The organism is Bradyrhizobium sp. URHC0002, from assembly GCF_054059515.1.
Genome location: NZ_JBSSCF010000001.1, coordinates 2,492,736 through 2,508,607, shown reverse-complemented (window position 1 = coordinate 2,508,607; position 15,872 = coordinate 2,492,736). Strand labels below are relative to the sequence as shown.

20 protein-coding genes and 2 pseudogenes are annotated in these 15,872 nt (G+C 60.2%); 15 read left to right on the top strand and 7 right to left on the bottom strand.

Features of this window, described 5'->3' with window-relative positions; all coding sequences use genetic code 11:
- Nucleotides 1-42: 42 nt before the first annotated feature.
- A complete protein-coding gene (locus ACVWVY_RS12025; RefSeq protein ID WP_456626569.1) occupies nucleotides 43-453 on the top strand; it encodes a DoxX family protein in 411 nt (136 codons plus the stop codon).
- Between the two features lie 95 nt (nucleotides 454-548).
- On the opposite strand, the gene ACVWVY_RS12020 is transcribed toward ACVWVY_RS12025, so the two are convergent.
- Nucleotides 549-1,028: an Lrp/AsnC family transcriptional regulator gene (locus ACVWVY_RS12020; protein WP_456626568.1), complete on the bottom strand. Its 480-nt coding sequence runs from the start codon at nucleotides 1,026-1,028 to the stop codon at nucleotides 549-551.
- 278 nt (nucleotides 1,029-1,306) lie between these two features.
- Here ACVWVY_RS12020 and trxB point away from each other — a divergent pair, with 278 nt between their 5' ends.
- From trxB to dapA, 3 genes are all read left to right on the top strand, one after another.
- Nucleotides 1,307-2,272, top strand: coding sequence for a thioredoxin-disulfide reductase (trxB, locus tag ACVWVY_RS12015; protein ID WP_456626567.1), 966 nt, complete (start codon nucleotides 1,307-1,309; stop codon nucleotides 2,270-2,272).
- 2 nt (nucleotides 2,273-2,274) lie between these two features.
- A complete protein-coding gene (locus ACVWVY_RS12010; protein ID WP_456626566.1) occupies nucleotides 2,275-3,198 on the top strand; it encodes a LysR family transcriptional regulator in 924 nt (307 codons plus the stop codon).
- A gap of 640 nt (nucleotides 3,199-3,838) precedes the next feature.
- Nucleotides 3,839-4,771, top strand: coding sequence for a 4-hydroxy-tetrahydrodipicolinate synthase (dapA, locus tag ACVWVY_RS12005; RefSeq protein ID WP_456626565.1), 933 nt, complete (start codon nucleotides 3,839-3,841; stop codon nucleotides 4,769-4,771).
- Between the two features lie 64 nt (nucleotides 4,772-4,835).
- On the opposite strand, the gene ACVWVY_RS12000 is transcribed toward dapA, so the two are convergent.
- Nucleotides 4,836-4,973: a hypothetical protein gene (locus ACVWVY_RS12000; RefSeq protein WP_456626564.1), complete on the bottom strand. Its 138-nt coding sequence runs from the start codon at nucleotides 4,971-4,973 to the stop codon at nucleotides 4,836-4,838.
- 236 nt (nucleotides 4,974-5,209) lie between these two features.
- Between ACVWVY_RS12000 and ACVWVY_RS11995 the strand changes: the two genes are divergently transcribed.
- On the top strand, nucleotides 5,210-5,344 hold the full coding sequence (locus ACVWVY_RS11995; protein WP_456632488.1) for a hypothetical protein: 135 nt from the start codon (nucleotides 5,210-5,212) through the stop codon (nucleotides 5,342-5,344).
- 146 nt (nucleotides 5,345-5,490) lie between these two features.
- Here the strand turns inward: ACVWVY_RS11995 and ACVWVY_RS11990 are convergent, their stop codons facing one another.
- The 3 genes from ACVWVY_RS11990 to ACVWVY_RS11980 all read right to left on the bottom strand — a co-directional run bounded on the left by ACVWVY_RS11990 (nucleotide 5,491) and on the right by ACVWVY_RS11980 (nucleotide 7,133).
- A complete protein-coding gene (locus ACVWVY_RS11990; RefSeq protein WP_456626563.1) occupies nucleotides 5,491-6,171 on the bottom strand; it encodes an AAA family ATPase in 681 nt (226 codons plus the stop codon).
- Nucleotides 6,172-6,349: 178 nt separating this feature from the next.
- The gene (locus ACVWVY_RS11985; protein WP_456626562.1) at nucleotides 6,350-6,679 is read right to left on the bottom strand and encodes a hypothetical protein; all 330 of its coding nucleotides are present in this window, start codon (nucleotides 6,677-6,679) and stop codon (nucleotides 6,350-6,352) included.
- Nucleotides 6,680-6,806: 127 nt separating this feature from the next.
- A complete protein-coding gene (locus ACVWVY_RS11980; protein ID WP_456626561.1) occupies nucleotides 6,807-7,133 on the bottom strand; it encodes a hypothetical protein in 327 nt (108 codons plus the stop codon).
- Nucleotides 7,134-7,347: 214 nt separating this feature from the next.
- On the opposite strand from ACVWVY_RS11980, the gene ACVWVY_RS11975 reads away from it, so the two are divergent.
- From ACVWVY_RS11975 to ACVWVY_RS11960, 4 genes are all read left to right on the top strand, one after another.
- A complete protein-coding gene (locus tag ACVWVY_RS11975; protein WP_456626560.1) occupies nucleotides 7,348-8,112 on the top strand; it encodes a hypothetical protein in 765 nt (254 codons plus the stop codon).
- A gap of 244 nt (nucleotides 8,113-8,356) precedes the next feature.
- Nucleotides 8,357-9,577 (top strand): tyrosine-type recombinase/integrase, encoded by a 1,221-nt coding sequence (locus ACVWVY_RS11970; RefSeq protein WP_456626559.1) that lies wholly within the window; start codon nucleotides 8,357-8,359, stop codon nucleotides 9,575-9,577.
- A 317-nt stretch (nucleotides 9,578-9,894) separates the two neighbouring features.
- Nucleotides 9,895-10,092 (top strand): hypothetical protein, encoded by a 198-nt coding sequence (locus tag ACVWVY_RS11965; protein WP_456626558.1) that lies wholly within the window; start codon nucleotides 9,895-9,897, stop codon nucleotides 10,090-10,092.
- 659 nt (nucleotides 10,093-10,751) lie between these two features.
- On the top strand, nucleotides 10,752-10,922 hold the full coding sequence (locus tag ACVWVY_RS11960) for a hypothetical protein (protein ID WP_456626557.1): 171 nt from the start codon (nucleotides 10,752-10,754) through the stop codon (nucleotides 10,920-10,922).
- 70 nt (nucleotides 10,923-10,992) lie between these two features.
- Here ACVWVY_RS11960 and ACVWVY_RS11955 read toward each other — a convergent pair whose 3' ends face one another.
- Nucleotides 10,993-11,175: a hypothetical protein gene (locus ACVWVY_RS11955; protein ID WP_456626556.1), complete on the bottom strand. Its 183-nt coding sequence runs from the start codon at nucleotides 11,173-11,175 to the stop codon at nucleotides 10,993-10,995.
- 15 nt (nucleotides 11,176-11,190) lie between these two features.
- Nucleotides 11,191-11,832, bottom strand: coding sequence for a MarC family protein (locus tag ACVWVY_RS11950; RefSeq protein WP_456626555.1), 642 nt, complete (start codon nucleotides 11,830-11,832; stop codon nucleotides 11,191-11,193).
- A 436-nt stretch (nucleotides 11,833-12,268) separates the two neighbouring features.
- On the opposite strand from ACVWVY_RS11950, the gene ACVWVY_RS11945 reads away from it, so the two are divergent.
- The 6 genes and pseudogenes from ACVWVY_RS11945 (at nucleotide 12,269) to ACVWVY_RS11920 (ending at nucleotide 15,656) form a co-directional block, all read left to right on the top strand.
- Nucleotides 12,269-12,592: a hypothetical protein gene (locus ACVWVY_RS11945; RefSeq protein ID WP_456626554.1), complete on the top strand. Its 324-nt coding sequence runs from the start codon at nucleotides 12,269-12,271 to the stop codon at nucleotides 12,590-12,592.
- 18 nt (nucleotides 12,593-12,610) lie between these two features.
- Nucleotides 12,611-12,841 carry a hypothetical protein gene (locus tag ACVWVY_RS11940; protein WP_456626553.1) on the top strand — a complete coding sequence of 77 codons (231 nt, stop codon included), beginning with the start codon at nucleotides 12,611-12,613 and terminating at the stop codon, nucleotides 12,839-12,841.
- Between the two features lie 161 nt (nucleotides 12,842-13,002).
- Nucleotides 13,003-13,461: pseudogene (locus ACVWVY_RS11935) on the top strand (Hsp20 family protein).
- 85 nt (nucleotides 13,462-13,546) lie between these two features.
- Nucleotides 13,547-14,043 (top strand): annotated as a pseudogene (locus ACVWVY_RS11930) (Hsp20/alpha crystallin family protein).
- A 63-nt stretch (nucleotides 14,044-14,106) separates the two neighbouring features.
- Entirely contained in the window at nucleotides 14,107-14,376 is a 270-nt protein-coding gene (locus ACVWVY_RS11925; protein WP_456626552.1) for a hypothetical protein, read from the top strand.
- 140 nt (nucleotides 14,377-14,516) lie between these two features.
- Nucleotides 14,517-15,656: a sensor histidine kinase gene (locus ACVWVY_RS11920; RefSeq protein WP_456626551.1), complete on the top strand. Its 1,140-nt coding sequence runs from the start codon at nucleotides 14,517-14,519 to the stop codon at nucleotides 15,654-15,656.
- Nucleotides 15,657-15,872: the final 216 nt, after the last annotated feature.

The window sequence follows — 15,872 nt, the reverse complement described above, 5'->3', positions numbered from 1 at the left end:
CGACGCTAAGCTTCTAGTGTGCCAAACAAGGGGGACGACGATATGGACCAATTCGACAAGATGCTCGCGAAATGGCAGCCGACTGCGCTGAGCCTGTTTCGCTTTATCACCGGGCTTCTGCTGCTTCAGTACGGCATCGCCAAGATCTTCAAGTTTCCGGTACTGCCCTATTTCGCCAACATCCCGCCGCTGATCACGACAGCCGGCGCGATCGAACTGGTGCTTGGCGCGCTGTTGATGATCGGCCTGTTCACGCGGATCGCTGCGTTCATCCTGTCCGGTGAAATGGCCTTCGCCTATTTCCTCGGACACATGTTCAAGAAGCCCGAAGATCCGGTGTTCCTGCCGCTGCTCAATGGCGGTACCGCCGCGATCCTGTTCTGCTTCGCCTGTCTCTATCTGGCGACCGCGGGCGGCGGGCCGTACAGCGTCGACGAGATGCGCAAGAAGTAACTGAAATCTAGTTCGTCATTGCGAGCGAAGCGAAGCAATCCACCTCTCTGCGGATTGCTTCGTCGCTACGCTCCTCGCAATGACGGCGAGAGGGTTTAACCCGCCACCTTCACATCGAGCGGCACCGCCGCTTCATATTTCGAATTGTGCAGCACCAGCGACGTCCTGACGTTGCGCACGTGAGGGGCTGCCGTCAGGTGCGTCACGAAATCCTGAAACGTCGCCATGTCGGGCGCGACGCATTTGAGGATGAAGTCCACCTCGCCCGACAGCATCCAGCATTCCCGCACCAGCGGCTCGGCGCGGACGAAATCCTCGAACGCGCGCAAATCCGCATCCGCCTGGCTGGAGAGATGAACGGACGCAAACACCGTGACGTCGAAGCCGAGCCGGCGCGGATCCAACAGGCCCCGATAGCCCTGGATATAGCCCTCTTCCTCCAGCGTGCGGACCCGGCGCAGGCAGGGCGGCGGCGAAATGCCGACGCGTTTGGCCAGTTCCACGTTGGTGATTCGGCCGTCGGCCTGGATTTCGGAGAGGATTCTGAGGTCGATTTCGTCAAGATTCTTCGACACGCGCGTCGGGTTCCCTAATTTGGCTGCGCCGGGCAGGCCTTACTGGCAACTCTCTTAGCGCACGCCGCGCGACTTGCGCAATTTTATTGCGCGTGCAGCGCCACATTTCGCGAATGTGAATTCAGTTCCGGGGAAAATTCGCTGGGATGAATTGCAATTCTTGCATAGCTACCCAGATATCCTAGACTTGGATTTGACACTTTCGGCGCCCCGCGACGTCCTTCCGGGCGCTTTCTGCTCAGTCAACAAAAACCCCCGAATAAGAGAGGGAATCGCCGATGCCCGCGCCTATCCATGCCAAGGTCGTCATTATCGGTTCCGGCCCCGCCGGTTACACCGCGGCGATCTACGCGGCGCGCGCGATGCTGGAACCGGTGCTGATCCAGGGCATCCAGCCTGGCGGACAACTCACCATCACCACCGACGTCGAAAATTATCCCGGCTTCGCCGACGTCATCCAGGGCCCGTGGCTGATGGAGCAGATGGAGAAGCAGGCGGCGCATGTCGGCACCAAGATCGTCACCGATTTCGTCAACAAGCTCGAACTGGCGCAGCGGCCGTTCCGGCTGACCTGCGATAGCGGCGACGTTTATCTGGCGGAAACCGTGATCCTCGCCACCGGCGCGCAGGCGCGCTGGCTCGGCATCGCTTCCGAAGAAAAGTTCAAGGGCTTTGGCGTCTCGGCCTGCGCGACCTGCGACGGCTTCTTCTACCGCGGCAAGGAAGTCATGGTCGTCGGCGGCGGCAACACCGCGGTCGAGGAGGCGCTGTTCCTAACCAATTTCGCCTCGCAGGTGACGATCGTTCATCGCCGCGATCATTTCCGCGCCGAGCGCATCCTGCAGGATCGCCTGTTCAAGAACCCCAAGATCAAGGTGATCTGGGATAGCGCCATCGACGAGATCTGCGGCACCGACAATCCAGGCAAGGTCACCCATGTGCGCCTGAAAAACGTCAAGAGCGGCACGCTCACGGAAGTGCCGGCCGACGGCGTCTTCATCGCCATCGGCCACGCGCCGGCCACCGACCTCGTCGCCGGCCAGATCAAGCTGAAATCCTCGGGCTATGTCGAGGTGGCGCCGAACTCGACCGCCACGTCTATCCCCGGCCTGTTCGCCGCCGGCGACGTGGCGGACGAAACCTACCGGCAGGCGGTCACAGCTGCAGGCCTCGGCTGTATGGCGGCCCTCGAGGCCGAACGTTTCCTGGCTTTGCGCGCGAGCGATCGCGCGGCGGCGGAATAATCATGCCTAGAACACGGGACGGATCAAAGGACATGGATTGGGACAAGCTGAAGGTGTTTCACGCAGCGGCTGAAGCGGGAAGCTTCACCCATGCCGGCGAGCAGCTCGGGCTTTCGCAATCGGCGGTGTCGCGGCAGGTCAGCGCGCTGGAGCAGGAGCTCGCGGTGTCGCTGTTCCACCGCCACGCGCGCGGGCTGATCCTCACCGAACAGGGCGATCTGCTGTTTCGCACCGCGCATGACGTGTTCATGCAGCTGCAGGCGGCGCGCGCCAAGCTGACCGACAGCCGCGAGCGGCCGAGCGGCGACCTCAAGATCACCACGCCGCCGGCGCTCGGCATCAACTGGCTGATCCCGCGGCTCGACGAGTTCACCGCGCTCTATCCTGACATCCGGATCTCGCTGATCGTCACCGACGAGGATCTCGACCTGTCGATGCGCGAGGCTGACGTGGCGATCCGGACCCGCAAGCCGACCCAGCCGGACCTGATCCAGCGAAAACTGTTCTCGATCGGCTTCCATGCCTATTGCTCGCCCGAATACATCAAGCGCTTCGGTACGCCGCGGACGCTCGATGACCTCGATTCGCACCGCATCATCATGCTGGGGGATGCGCAGGTTCCACCGCATCTGCAGAACCGCAGCTGGCTGATCGACGCCGGCCGCAACGGCTCGGGCCCGCGCGAAGCTTACTTTAAGGTCAACAATATCTTAGGACTGGTCCGCGCCTGCCAGCAGGGGCTCGGCATCGCCGCGTTGCCGGACTATCTGGTCGAGGAAAACAACCGCCTGGTGCAGCTGTTCGGCGAAACCGACTCGATCGTGGTCGACACCTACTTCGTCTATCCCGAAGAGTTGAAGACGGTGGCGCGGGTGCAGGTGTTCCGCGATTTCGTGGTGAGCAAGGCGCAGCGCTGGCCCTCCTAGATCTTCGGTTCGGATTGCATCAGAACCGAAGCTCTAGTTTCTTGTTTTGATGCGTTTTCTACCGCAGATAAGTCTAGGCAATCAGCGTAACGTGATCGCCATGCGAACCGGAACCCACTTCGCGCGAAAACGCCATGGGTGACGTTTCATCCCGCTTTGCGGATTAGCCTATTTTATAGAGGGCCCGCTCTCCGCATGTCAGACATGCGGCTCGGACGGTTGCCGCACAGCACTGATGAGGATCATAGTACTCGAACGCTGAGCGGTCGTGTCGCGCATATGTCCCCCTCCTCCAGTGGCGCGGCAGTTCAGTAATCCCTCTTGGAAGGTGATTGTGTCGGCCTCACGTGGCCAATACCTCAAGCCGGGCTCTCTTGGGCCCGGCTTTTTTTCGCCCGCAAGTCTTTCATCGACAAGCGATGTTGCTGCGCGGATTGACATTAAGGTCCCCTGCCACCATCATCCGCGAATGATCACGCGTTCGTGCGCAGCTTTGTCGTCGAAAAAAGGTCTCCGCCTGGGGACCCGAGATCGACGCGCGCGCTAGTCTGCCGCAACCCGCGATCCCGAAAGCCCCGCCGTCTGGACGGGGTTTTTTTATTGGTCCCGTCTCCGGCTCACCCCACGAGGAGATGGAACGATGACTGCCCCTACGACTGACGATCTGACAAGCCGCTTGCAGGGCCTGTGGCTACCGCTCATCACGCCGTTTCGCGACGGCGAACTCGACGAGGCGTCGCTGCGCCGGCTGGTCAGGCACTATGCGGCCGGACCGGTCGACGGCTTCATTCTCGCGGCGACGTCCGGCGAAGGCATGTCGCTCCGCGCGGACGAACTCGAGCGGCTGGTCACCGTGACGCGCAGCGAGCTCTCCGGCAGCGGTCGCCGCCTGCCGATCCTGCTGGGCCTGTCCGGCGCCTCTACCGCGAAGCTCCTGGATGCGCTGGATGAGACAGCGGCCTGGCCGATCGACGGCTATCTGATCGCGAGCCCCTATTACATCCGCCCCTCGCAGCGCGGCCTGCTGCAGCATTTCACCACGCTCGCCGATCACGCCTCGTGGCCGATCGTGCTCTACAACATCCCCTACCGGACCGGCGTCAGCCTCACCAACGAGACGCTGCTTGAGCTCGCCTTGCATCCGAACATCGTCGGCATGAAGGATTGCGGCGCCGACCGCGCGCAGTCGATCGACTTGCTGGGCAGACGCCCACCCGGCTTCCGCGTGCTGACCGGCGAAGATGCACTGTATCACGAAGCGCTCGCCGACGGCGCCGACGGGGCGATCCTGCTGTCGGCGCATCTGGAGACCGAAGCGTTCGCCTCGGTGCAGACACTCATGAAGCAGGGCGATCGCGACAGCGCGCGGGCGTGCTGGAAGGGAATTTCCGCGCTGACGCGGCTGCTGTTCGCCGAGCCGAGCCCGGCGCCCGCGAAGTATTGGCTTAAGCGCGGCGGGCTGATCGACAGCGCGCAAGTGCGCCTGCCGATGGTGGAGGTGAGCGCGGAGCTCGCCGCGTTGCTGGACGAGGAAATCGAGCGGCGCAGGCCACCGCTATTGCGCCGGGCCTGAATGACGCGCCAGGAGAGATGGCCGGCCACCGCTCGCCTTGGATGGCGAGCGGAAGCAATGCGCTTTAGCTGACCAGCAGGCGATAGGTCAGCACCGGCGCGAAGCCGAGCACCATCGCCCAGATGGCGAACGACGACACCAAGAGAACGTCATGCGCTCGCTGCGCGAGTTCGCCAATCGGATATTTGTCGTGCGTGAACATTGTCATTCCCCCCGGTGATGTTTTCTTGAGGAGAAATATCTACAGATAAAATTTTAATGTCTTGGGCGGGCCTTCGCTCGAAGTTGCGGCTTCGAACTTACCCGCCATTAACCAGGATATCGCGGTGGTTAATCGGCGGTAGCGCGCGCGGTCAAATGCAAGGGAAATCGCCACCGGCTTTTTAAAGCTGGTCGCGTATCAATAGCCCCACAACAACGAAAACGCGGGGGCGCGTGGTGCACTTCGAAAACAACAATACGATCACTCAACAGGGCTTTTCCACCGAGGACATTCTGTGGGCCGTCGGCATCTGGTCGGTGATCCTGACGCTGTCGCCGGTCGTCGTGTTCTACGTGCTGATGGTGGCGTAAGCCGCACTCTCACCATCGTCATTGCGAGCCAACGGGTCGCATGACGATGATAGTGCGTTGCCAACGCACCCAAAAAGAAAAACGCGCGGAGCGCCGCGCGTCTTTGTCAGTCCATAATAATCAATCCAGAAAAGAAAGCGGCGTTGTTACGCCGCCTGCTTGTGCATGGCACCCGATGCGGACGCCGTTCCGCGGATCGCCTTGATCGAACGTTCGATCGCGCCCCACAGCCTGGTGATCTCCGCCGCAGCGCGGCCTTCGGCATAATATTCGCGGGCGCCTTCGCCCTGGCTCAGCGCCATGATCAAATCGGCGCGGTTGGTGATCTGGCCGCTCCACACCGGCGCGCGGAATTTCGCCAACGCTTCACGTGCTATGGTGACGATGCGGCTCTCGGCGCCGTCGCGTTCGGCAGGCGCGCCGTTGACCACGACCGCGTAGGGCTTGCGCGCCGCGCGGCAGGTCTGAATCGTTTCCTGCACCGCGTTGACGTCGAATACGCCGGGCCGCGCCGGAATGATCACCATCGTGGCGTTGCGGATCGCGTCGTCGACGACAGCCGACAGATTCGGCGGCGTGTCGATGAACACCCATTCGATGCCGTCGCGCTTGGCGGCAGCGACGATGCCGCTGACGGAATTCACCGCGGCCTTGATCGGCGGTTCGTTGGTGCCGCGCAATTTGTGCCAGAGCGTAAGCGATCCCTGCGGGTCGGCATCGACCAAAAGGATGGGCTTCGTTGCCTTGTGAACATGGGCAGCGAGGTGAGCAGCCAGGGTACTCTTTCCCGAGCCCCCCTTACGCGACGCGAAAACAATTACGTTCATATCTTGGCCTCCAGTTGACCCCAGAAATCGAAAATGAATCACCGGGCTGATTCGCGAAAGAAAAATTTATGGAAAGCCGCGATCAAGCCACGTAATTGCCAACAAGGCTGGTTTTTGAGTCACACGTGTGATTACGGTCACAACCGAAAACCGGAATCGGTTGAAGGCCTTGATCCACTCATTGCGTACTTTTTGCGCGCTCGCGTTCGAGCTTTGCGCGCTGGCGCTCGAGCCATTTGCGCTCGATCCATCCGAGCCCCTGCGCCATCGGCTTCTGCAGCGGCGGCACGTCCTGCGCGAACAAAAGGAGTCCGAGCGGCAGCATCCAGAGTCCGAGCACCGGCAGGAAGCTGAGAAAGCCGCCGGCGACCAGCAGTATGGCGATCGGAATCCGGGCGTAGATCGACGACGGCTTGCGTACCCAACTGACGAACTTCGCCGGCCGCGGCGGCAGCTTCTTCTCAAACCAGGCAAAGTGCCGGTCGAGTTCCTTTTGATGCTTACTCAATGAACCCTCTCCTCTTGCCCAAGGAGATGTTCATTACCGAAGCCGCAGACAAGCAGTCGCAGCGTGAGGGAATCTTAAAATGGCGCAATACCGTCAGGTCGCCTGCGCCGTCAGGTCGCCTGCGCCGTCAGGTCGCACGCTTCGCCGGCTTCTTGGCCTTGCCCGCCTTGGCGCTTACGGCCTTGCGCGGCGTTGCGGGCCGGATGACCGTCGGCCGGCCAACCGGCCTGGCCGCGGCCGCGCTCGGCTCGGGATCCGGCCTGAACTGCGACCGGCAGGCCGGCGAGAGCTGGGACTTTTTGGCGACCATGCAGGCGGTCACGCGGCCGATATCGGGAATCTCGGAACTGCAAAGCCGGAACGCGTCGCCAGTGCAGGCCTGCTCCTGTTCGGGGGTGTAGGTTTGCCCAGCGGCGGGTCCGATCGAAACTCCGAGCACGCTAGCCAGCAACATTCCGAGCTGGATCCTCCTTGGTGCGGCAGCCAACATAGATCCCCCCACCCCGATGGAATGACCGGGCTTTGTTGCTGCATGCGCCCGATTCCCCCGGAATTGTGAGTGAGCGTTAGGAGATTGGCAAGCAGACCGGGCATTGGCCTTTTGACGCGGGCAGGTCGCCGTTCATAATTGATTTTAATGCGCTCCCGCAAAGAGGCGACACGACACCGTGGCCACCACTTCTTCCCTGCCCGTCAGCACGATCCTCCGGACCGTGTGGGATGACCTTGGCGAACTATCGGTGCGGCTGCGCAGTCAATCCGTCATCGCCGGTGCAAACGCCGCCTTCTTCGCGTTGATCGGCGCAAATCCGGCGATATCGGATGATCGCTTGCTTGCTGAAGTCTTCGATCTGATGGGCACATTGGTGCTCGTGCCGTTCGAAATCGCGATCTATCGCCTGCTGATATCAGGCGAAGCTGCCTCCGGATACCGTTTCGAGATATCGACCGTCCGGTTTCAGCGCATGCTGGGCTGGACTGCCGGCTTTTGGCTGCTTGGGAAGATCCCGCTTCATTTGTCGGGCGCCGTCGCACCATCCGATGGCGCGGAAGTCATCATCAGCGTCGTCTTGTTTGCGCTGGTCATCTTTGCCGTGCTGCGACTGACGATTTTCCTGCCCGCCATCGCGGTTGACGCGCCGGGCGCTTCGGTCCGAAACGTTTTCGCGGACACGGGCGGCCACACCTGGCTTATCGTCAAGGCGTACTTAGCTGCTCTGCTGCCCTTCATCCTGCTCGTCATTTCGATTGTAGGGCTCGCATCGCTTGGCGGCGCACATGACGTCCGTTCCGGTATTGGGTCTTTGGCGGCAGACGTATTTGCCGGTCTGCTGGGATTTCTGATCTGGACATGCTGCGTAATCGTCTCAGCCCGGCTTTTCATAAAGATCGGCGACCGCGTGAAGACTGGCGGGCCTGCGGCGAGCGAATGAACCGGCAGCAGCAGCGCCGGACATTTCCGAATTGGGGGCGATGGAGGGTTGGTACAGTTGGGTGGGCTCGAACCACCGACCTCCTGTTCCACAGACATAGCCAGGGCTCCGCCGGTGCTACGCCATTCCCGCCGTTGATACGAAAACTTCAGTGTAATCAATAGATAAGATCGCCTTCTCCCGCCTTGTCTGCGCTGCAATTGGCGCTATGGTGGTAGCTATATGGTAGCTACAGAGGCGATCGATGGCTGTCTCGAGTGTAACGATCCGCGCGGTGCGAGCGCTCAAGCCGGGCGAAACCATTTGGGACGCCGACCACCGCGAAGCAGTGCGTGGCTTTGGTGTTCGGCGCCAACGCGACCAGGCGACTTACGTCCTCAAGTACCGCGTGTTCGGTCGACAACGCTTCGTCACCATCGGTCCTCACGGCGCCCCTTGGACCCCCGAGCTGGCACGCAGGGAGGCCAAGCGGCTTTTAGGCCTGGTTGCCAATGGCAAAGATCCAGCGGACGAGAAAGCGAAGGCCCGTCTGCAGGCGGCCGACACGCTCCTGGCAATTGCGGATCAGTATCTGCGGAACGCGAAACAGCGGCTGAAACCCCGGACCTATTCGGAAATAGAACGCTACTTGCTGGTCATTTGGAAACCCTTGCACCCGGTTTCGGTGTTCCAGATCACCCGCCGTCACATCTCGGCTCGTATCGCTGACATCGCATCCGCTCATGGAACGGTCTCAGCAGCCCGCGCCAGGACAGCCGTGTCCTCCATGTTCAACTGGGCTATTCGCGAAGGTCTCGACATTCCCGCTAACCCGGTTCTCGGCACTAATCGACCCGCCCAGCCCGGAGGCCGCGAACGGGTCCTCACGGAGACGGAACTATCTGCGATCTGGCGGGCCTGCGGTGAGGACGATTACGGACGCATTGTGCGCTTGTTGCTGCTCACCGCCCAACGCCGTGATGAGGTAGGCAGCATGCAGTGGGCCGAACTGGATACTATTACGGGGCTCTGGACGCTGCCGGGCGCCCGGACCAAGAACCATCGCGAGCACTTGCTGCCATTGGTTCCCGCCGCCTTGGCCCTCCTCCCACCCCGCCGAGACGGCCGTGACTTCCTCTTTGGCGACGGACCCCGACGCAGCGGTGACCCGCATCGTGGGTTCTCCGGCTGGTCAAAGTCGAAGGCAGCGCTTGATGCGCGCATCGCGGAAGCCCTGGGCGCCCCCCTGCCTCATTGGACGGTTCACGATCTTCGGCGATCAGCATCCACGGTGATGGCCGATCGGCTTGGCGTATTGCCTCATATAGTGGAGGCGATCCTAAACCACATCAGCGGCCATCGGGCCGGCGTTGCCGGCGTGTATAACCGCGCTCGGTATTTGACCGAAATGCGCGAGGCGCTTGCACGCTGGGCACAGCACATTGAGGCCCTGCCAGACCAAAAGCTGGGAAAGGTTGCAGCGTGACAGCGGACTCCGGCCTTTCTCCTACTGGTCTCCTCACTGGGGCTGTCGGGTTCCACTCCTAGTTCAAGGCGCTATTCCGATTCCGCGGTCTGTTCCTTCGACCCGGTTGGTACTTCCGCATTTGACCACCGGGGGCCTAGTTTGAAAAAACCGCAGTGGCCAGTTTTGGTTAGCCGAATAGGTCAGAAGCCCTCCGTGGTTCTCCGGCCACAGGGAACATCGTTCCATGACGCCCTTGATTCCCGAAGTTCTCGAATTAGAATTTCTGTTGCTTGAACCCTGCGGTTAGGACCCGCAAGAGCGAGAGAAGGTTAGCGATGAGCAGCCGCAACCGTTCCGTTCCTCACACATTTCAAGACAATATCGCCGCTGAAAAAGCGAAGCTTGTTGCCCAGGTCGCCAAGTTAAAACCGGGCCCCGCGATGGAAGCGCTCGAAGAGAAAATCCGACAGCTAGAAACCGCCCTCCACATGGATGAGTGGTTACGGTCTCCCGGCCTGAAGTCCCCGGAGTGAGCGGAGCCATGAGGGAATATTACGCTTACGTCATCGGAGATGACGGTCATATCGCAAGCCGTGTTGAAGTAATGGGCGTTGACGATACGGAAGCGAAGCGACTTGCAAAGCAACACTGTGGCAAGGGACACGTCAGGTCGCGCGGTTTGAACCGGAGGAGTAGGGCCGCCCCAGTGGCGGTCTCTCCTCTTTGGGGGCTCTACCTTTTCTGGAAATAGGTTGCCTGCTTCTCCATGACCTAGTTTGATTTGCTAGGTGGCCTAGTTTGATTTTCGGGCGCATGATCGGGCATGGAATCACACCATCGAACCTGCCGGTGCGGAGCGGTCTATAGCCGGACCGAGGCTATGGCCCCCGAGAGGCAGATCGCCAGCTTTGAATGCTCTCTCTGTGGGACTACCTTGGAAAGCTGGAACACGGCTTGGGTGCCAGCTTACAAGTTTGTTGCTGGTCCGGTGAGGCGACCTGAAAGCGCCCCGTAGTACCTGAACAGGGTCCCACGTCCTGAATTTTGCAATGGCATATTTTGGGTCTAGGTTTTGGTTGGTCGGCCGGAACCTTGGGGCGGGTCATGCAGTCACAGTCCGTTCTTGCTATACTGTTACTTGTATCTATGATTGGGCTTGGTGCCATTGTGTTCTATGAGTAAGTGCTCACTGATGGCAAAACTAACCAAAGCGCTTCGCAAGCAGGCCGATAAGGCTGAGCGCTGTGCTGTCGCCATGCCCGACCCGGAAGCGTCGGCCAGCCTGTTGGCTTTGGCCCGGGCCTATCGCGCACAAGCTGACGTGATCAAATCTAAAAAGAAAAAGACGAAAGGCAGAGGGTGACCGCATCGGCATCGTCCCCGGGCAGGATTTTGACGAGAGCAAGATGAAGGCGGATTTCCTCAAGCGCCTGCTAAAGCCCCGAAACTAGTTGGATGCTTGAAATCGACTGCGGTGCTTTGACCGCGGGCTCCATGCGCAAATCCGAGTTGCGGTGGTCAGGCTTGTCACCCATCAGCAGAAGCCACGCCACCAGCATCAGAGCTGCACAGAGAATCGCAAACCCGGCGGCAATTAGGTCTCGATAATCGTCCATCTTATTCTTGCGGCTTCAATTCGCACTCAGGATTCTCGCGTCCCGTATTCCGTCGAAGATAAACTGCGAAGCGAGTGCAGCAAGTATGACGCCCGCTAAACGGGCTATCACATTCGATCCAGTGGTTTTAAGAAGCCGGTGCAGTAGGTCCGTAAAGATCATCCCCGCATAGGTCAGAACGACGCAGATGAGCATTGACGCGAGGACGACGACCGACCTAACTAGATCGCCTGTCGCCTGCCCCATGAGCAAGACAACGGCAGTGAGGCCGGCGGGACCTGCGATCACCGGGAAGGCGAGCGGAAAAATCGCAATGTCACCGGGTTCCAGCGCTTCCCTGCGCTCTCCGGCAGTGAGCGTAGAAAGCCCGGCCGGGTGGCCAAAGATGAGCTGGATGGCTTGAAGCAGCAGCAGCACCCCACCTGCAAAGCGAAAGGCTTCCAGGGACACGTGCAGCCCGCCAAGCAATTGAACGCCGAGCAGCGCAAAGCCGAACAAGACCCCGCCGGCAATAAGGACAGCCCGAAGCGCCAACCGGACCCGGTCCGGACGGTGTACGCCACCCGTCAAGCCGCCGAACACCAGCGCGGTATCGAGGGGCCCGATAGCCACAAAGAGTGTCGCGAACGTTGTTACGGCGAAATCGGCGATCGGCATTGGTCTGAACTTGTGCGGCCTTCGATCCCTTAACCGTCCAGAGAAACGTTTGTTCAAGACGAATTGACGCGCCGCCTGGAAGTCGCAAAAAATTTTGCGGTCCCCCCTTGAAGGCCATTTTTTCGACTCCCAAGTCGTTTGCCGCCGGGGCCGGTTACGGACCCTGTTCGCCGAGAGGCCGAAAGTCTGAGCCCGTGGCAGCTGCGCTGCCAACGGACTCTGATCAGGCCGGGCCCGTCCATGAGAATGACCGGGCGCACCCTCGATAAGGAGAAGGAAAGACATACCAGGAGATCAAAGATGAGCAGACGCATGCAATCTCGATCGCACGAGAGCGGGGCGACTGTACTGCATTGGCTCATGTTCGCCCTCAGCTTTCTGACGATCGGATGGATCAGCTTCGTACCGATCAGCTTCGTACCGACAGGAGGATGAGATGACTAGGAATCGCAAATTCGTCTCCGCTGTCATGGAGACCTTGCGCCGACACCGGCGAATTGTTGCCGGCTCTTTCGCACTCGCCATGCTGTTGCCGGCCGGCGCCTTCACCATGGACAGCACGCCCAAAGTGACGCCCGATCGAGCCGGCTATGTGGTGCCGCTGCCGCCTATCCGCTATCTGGATTCGATGCGCTGGATGGATTGGAAGCCGAGCGCACCGGTGTTCAAGGTGGATACCTTGCTGCTTCCGGACAGCACTCAACCGGGCGTTTTCCGCCTTCCCTCGGATTATAAGCGGGGCCTGCCCCGCGTCAGCTGAAGCCGGTTGAGGCCGAACATGCGCAAGCCCGCAACCTGGCCGCCCGCCAGCCAAGGAGAGCGGCCGCTCCCCGAGACGGTGCGCGCCTTTCTCATCGAAAGCGAGCGGCGCGTCCTCTTGCACTGCGAGAGACTGCTCGCGCAGGACAACTTGGCCGATGGCGAGCGGCAAAGGTTGCTGCGTCTCTCCACGGCCGCTCAGGAAGAGGTGCAACGCCTTGCGGGCTCGCGCGAGATCAAAGCAGCTTAAAAAATCAGAGGAGGCTCTTGCAACGATCGCAGATTTTTCTATTTCGGTTTACCGCAAAGCCGCGGCGCCGGATGCCAGCTCGGGTCCGGCGGACTGAACCAGGCGCCGGACAGGTGTCCAGCGCTCCTTCGTACCCATCTTGCTCTCAGGAGGACTTGGTTATGAGGACCACCCTTGACTTCGCGCCGCTCTGGCGCTCCACCATCGGCTTCGATCATGTGGCTGACGTCGTTGACAGCGCACTGCGTTAGTCCAACGACAACTATCCACCCACCGACATCGAACGATCCAGTGAGGATCACTACCGGATTTGCCTGGCAGTGGCCGGCTTCGGCATCAACGATATTGCCGTAACTGCCGAGCAAAACGCGCTGACCGTTGAGGGCAAGAAGCCCGATGGCAATACGCGCGAATACCTGTACCAGGGCATTGCCGCCCTGCCATTCCGGCGCGTGTTCAAGCTCGCCGACTACGTTCAGGTGAAGCAGGCCTCCTTCGAGGACGGCTTGCTGGTGATCGACCTCGTGCGCGAGGTGCCGGAGTCCATGAAGCCGCGGCGAATTCCGATCGTCGGCGCCGGCAACGATAGCCGGAAAACCGAAAATACGCAGGCGGCCTGAGAACAGCTGTCTTCGAGCAGCGACCGCTGCGAAGCCGCGCTCCGGAGAGCTGCGACAATTCTAAACCATGAAAAGGAGTACAAAAATGGCACTACGCGATCTTGTTCCATGGAACAACAGCTCACGCAAAGTGAGCGTACCAGGCAATGAAACAAGCAATCCGTTTCTTGCGCTCCATCGTGAAATGAACCGCATGTTCGACGAGGCATTCCGCAGCTTCGACATTGGTCCCTTCGGCTCGTCCTCCATGATGGGTTGGCCAAGCGTCGAGCTCAACGAGACGGAAAGGAGGTCAAGGTCCTCGCCGAACTTCCCGGCCTCGACCAGAACGACGTTGCGATCGAACTCTCCGACGGCGTGCTGACCATCAGCGGCGAAAAGAAGAGCGAAACGGAAGACAAGGAGCGCCGCTTCAGCGAGCGCTACTACGGACGTTTCGAGCGACGAATTCCGGTCGATGACGTCGACCAGGACAAAGTTGCCGCGTCGTTCAAGGACGGGGTCCTCACCGTGACGCTGCCCAAGCTGCCTACGGCGCAGCGGAAGGTAAGAAGGATAGCGATCAACGGAACAAAGCAATAGCTGAAAGCAGGATAAAGATCGGGCGGGGTTTCTCCCCGCCCGCCTCCTTCGAGGGAGGCGGCCATGAACACTTTGCCCTTATCGGCCGATTCGGACTTGACGGATAGTCAATCCGTCCCCGGTCCGATGACGCAGCCGGCATGTCCGGCGGACGTGGAAGGCACGAGCGATGAAGAATTGGAGTCGCTGATCCGCCGGGATTACGAACGGTGCCATCCCGGCGACACACTGGATGATCTCAAGCGGCGGGCCGCGTTCTCAAAGGAGGACAGAGGACTGCTGCGAGATTGGATGGCGACAGCAGCGGCCTATAGGAAACGTTGTCGCGACTAAATTCAACCGCGGGAGCCTGAAGGGAACAGTCCCGCTCGCCCGCAGATCGGCTCGTCCACCCGGGTAAACGGCGAGGAGATGCGTCATTGGAACCTGCGGCGAGCAGTAATCATTTACCCGGTTTGCGATGGGAGACCAGAGTGCCCGCTTCGGAAGCGCACAAGCTTCGCAGACAAGTCTCTACATTGTCGGAGTTCGGCAAGCGAGCTTTGCGGAGCGATGACATAGATGGTCTCCTGCAGGAGGCAACCAAGCTCGTTTCTGATGCCATTGATGTGGAGCTGGTTAAAGTGCTGGAGTTCGTCCCAGGCGGCGAGAATTTGCTTGTCCGAGCCGGGGTGAACTGGAACCCCGGCGTAGTCGGGCACGCCATGATACCCGCCCATAAAGGCTCGCCAGCAGGCTTTGCCTTGCACACGAACCAACCTGTGATCACCGAAGATACCGAGCGGGAGGTTCGGTTCGCAATTCCCGAGCTGCTGATCGAGCATAGCGTCAGGAGCACCGTCAATGTTGTTATTCGCGGCGAGGACGGCCCATTCGGTGTGCTGGAGGTCGATTCGCGGAAGCTCCGGAAATTCGAGCAGGACGATATCGATTTTCTTCAGAACTATGCCAATCTCCTGGCTTCTGCTATCGACCGAGTGAGGATCCAGCGGGAATTGGCGGAGCGCGCGCTCAGGCAGGAAGTGCTCGGTCATGAACTTCAGCATCGCATCAATAACCTGCTGACGACGATCCAAGCCGTCGCGCGAAGGACGCGCGCCAAAAGCCAGAACCTTGATGAGTTCGCAAAAGCTTTTGAGGATCGATTGAGGGCGATTGCGCGCACTCATGCTTTATTGAACCGGACACATACGCGCAACATCGATATCCGCGAGGTTCTCGCTCAGGAGCTCTCGCTGCACGGTGCTGTCGAGGGCGAGAACCTCAGGCAGCACGGCCCCGAGATCTTAATTCCGGCAAAACAGGCCGAAGTTTTGTCGATGGCAATACACGAACTCGCCACAAACGCCGTCAAGTACGGCGCCCTATCCGTGGAGAACGGCCAAATCGATATATCGTGGGACGCTCATGGTCGAGGCAATGAAAATGAGTTCCAACTTCGCTGGCGGGAGCGGGCAGTCCCCATCGCGCACCAGCCGGCCCGACGAGGCTTCGGTTCAGAGTTTCTCGAGAAATCGATACCACATATGGTGAACGGGCAATTCGAACGGAAGTTTGGCTCCGATGGAATAGAATGCACCGTCTCATTCTTATTGGATAAGAATGATACATGAGCGGGGCCGCATTTATCCAGACGACGTTCCTGCGCAACTGAATAGGCGTGATCTTTGCCAACGCCAAGCCGGGCGTCTCTCGCGATCGATGCCCACCAAGCCAAATCATCCCAGCCCAACGGGGCAATAAGGCCGCCGTCCGAACCCCCGCCCCCCTTCAGTGAGGAAGTTTCTTTAGTGATTTGTTAACGAAATCTAGGCTCCAGCGACCTCATC